We start from the raw sequence: 1,876 nt of genomic DNA on the forward strand, positions 1-1,876 counted from the left end.
GCGGGCGGCGACCAGCAGCAGCTGGGCGCTGTGACCGTCGAGCACGTGCTCCACCTGCCCGTACAGATGCCAGCCGCCGTCCCGGACCCGGTCCTGGACGCCGCCCGCGCGGCCCCCACCCGCCCAGTCCTCCGCGTCGCGGCCGTCGGGCCGGTCGAGGCCCAGCGCCCGGGACAGCGCCCGGCCCGGCACCGCGAGCGCCGCCGTCAGCTCGCCGCCCGCGATCCGCGGCAGCAGCTCGGCGCGCTGGGAGCCGGTGCCGAGGGCGGCGACCAGGGGCGCCGCGAGCACGGCGGTGGCCAGCAGCGGGGAGGGGAGCAGCGCGCGCCCGGTCTCCTCGCAGGCGAGCGCCAGCTCGACGGGTCCGCACCCGACGCCGCCGTACGCGGTGGACAGGGCGAGCCCGGGGAGGCCCAGCTCGCGCGCGAGGCGTTCCCACAGCTCCTCGTCGTATCCGGTCGCGGTGCGGACGGCCGTTTTGACGTCGTCGCCGCCGCACCGCCCCCGCAGCAGCTCCCTCAGGGTGCGCCGGATCTCCTCCTGCTCCTCGCTGAGCGCGGCATCCATCGGACCTCCCTCTCCTGACGACCCGTCATACTAACGCAGCAATCTGATGTACCGTCAGATACATGACGCCTGCTCCCCGCAAGGTCGCCGTCGTCGGCGTCGCCCTCGCCGACTGCGGTCGCGTCGACGGCCCCACCCCCTACACCCTGCACGCCCAGGCCGCCCGCCGGGCGCTGGCCGACTCCGGTCTCGACCGGTCCGTGGTGGACGGCTTCGCCTCGGCCGGGCTGGGCACGCTGGCGCCCGTGGAGGTGGCCGAGTATCTGGGGCTGCGGCCCGGCTGGACCGACTCGACCGCCGTCGGCGGGGCCACCTGGGAGGTCATGGCGGCGCACGCGGCGGACGCGATCGCCGCCGGGCACGCCCGCGCCGTCCTCCTCGTCTACGGCTCGACCGCCCGCGCCGACATCCGGGCGGGCCGCCGGACCGCGAACCTCTCCTTCGGGGCGCGCGGACCACATCAGTTCGAGGTGGCGTACGGCCACACCCTGATCGCCAAGTACGCGATGGCCGCGCGCCGCCATATGCACGAGTACGGCACCACGCTCGAACAGCTCGCGGACATCGCCGTGCAGGCCCGCGCCAACGCCGCGCACAACCCGGACGCGATGTACCGGGAACCGATCACGGTCGACGACGTACTGAGCGGGCCGATGATCGCCGACCCCTTCACCAAACTCCACTGCTGCATCCGCTCGGACGGCGGCTGCGCGGTGCTGCTGGCGGCCGAGGACCTGGTGGCGGACACCGCCAGGACCCCGGTATGGGTGCTGGGCTCGGGCACGGCCGTCTCGCATTCGGCCATGTCGGAGTGGGACGACTTCACCGTCTCGCCCGCGGCGACCTCCGGGCGCGACGCCTTCGCGCGGGCGGGGGTGCGGCCGTCGGAGATCGATGTGGCGGAGCTGTACGACGCGTTCACCTACATGACCCTGGTGACTCTCGAGGACCTCGGCTTCTGCGCCAAGGGTGAGGGCGGCGCGTTCGCGGCGGACGGACGGCTGACGCTCGGCGGCGCGCTGCCCGTCAATACCGACGGCGGCGGCCTGTCCGCCTGTCACCCCGGGATGCGCGGGCTGTTCCTGCTGGTCGAGGCGGTACGGCAGCTGCGCGGCGAGGCGGGGGCCCGGCAGGTGCACAAGGCGGGCGGACGGCTGCCGGAGCTGGCCGTGGCGTCGGGGACGGGCGGCTGGTTCTGCTCGTCGGGCACGGTGGTGCTCGGCCGCGGCTGAGCCGCGCGGCGCTTGCCCGGACCGGCGCCGGGTGATCGGATGGTGCCCCCATGAGCGACGCACACGACGATGACGCC

At 74.9% G+C, this 1,876-nt stretch carries 2 protein-coding genes; one reads left to right on the forward strand and one right to left on the reverse strand.

The features are described 5' to 3' along the window. The coding region (locus SSOG_RS56090; RefSeq protein ID WP_009715759.1) for an acyl-CoA dehydrogenase family protein at positions 1 to 567 on the reverse strand (567 nt) is incomplete at its 3' end. 62 nt (positions 568 to 629) lie between these two features. On the opposite strand from SSOG_RS56090, the gene SSOG_RS18425 reads away from it, so the two are divergent. Then, entirely contained in the window at positions 630 to 1,799 is a 1,170-nt protein-coding gene (locus tag SSOG_RS18425; protein WP_009715760.1) for a thiolase C-terminal domain-containing protein, read from the forward strand. Positions 1,800 to 1,876 lie beyond the last annotated feature (77 nt).

This window comes from Streptomyces himastatinicus ATCC 53653 (assembly GCF_000158915.1).
In the GTDB taxonomy this organism is placed as follows: Bacteria; Actinomycetota; Actinomycetes; order Streptomycetales; family Streptomycetaceae; genus Streptomyces; species Streptomyces himastatinicus.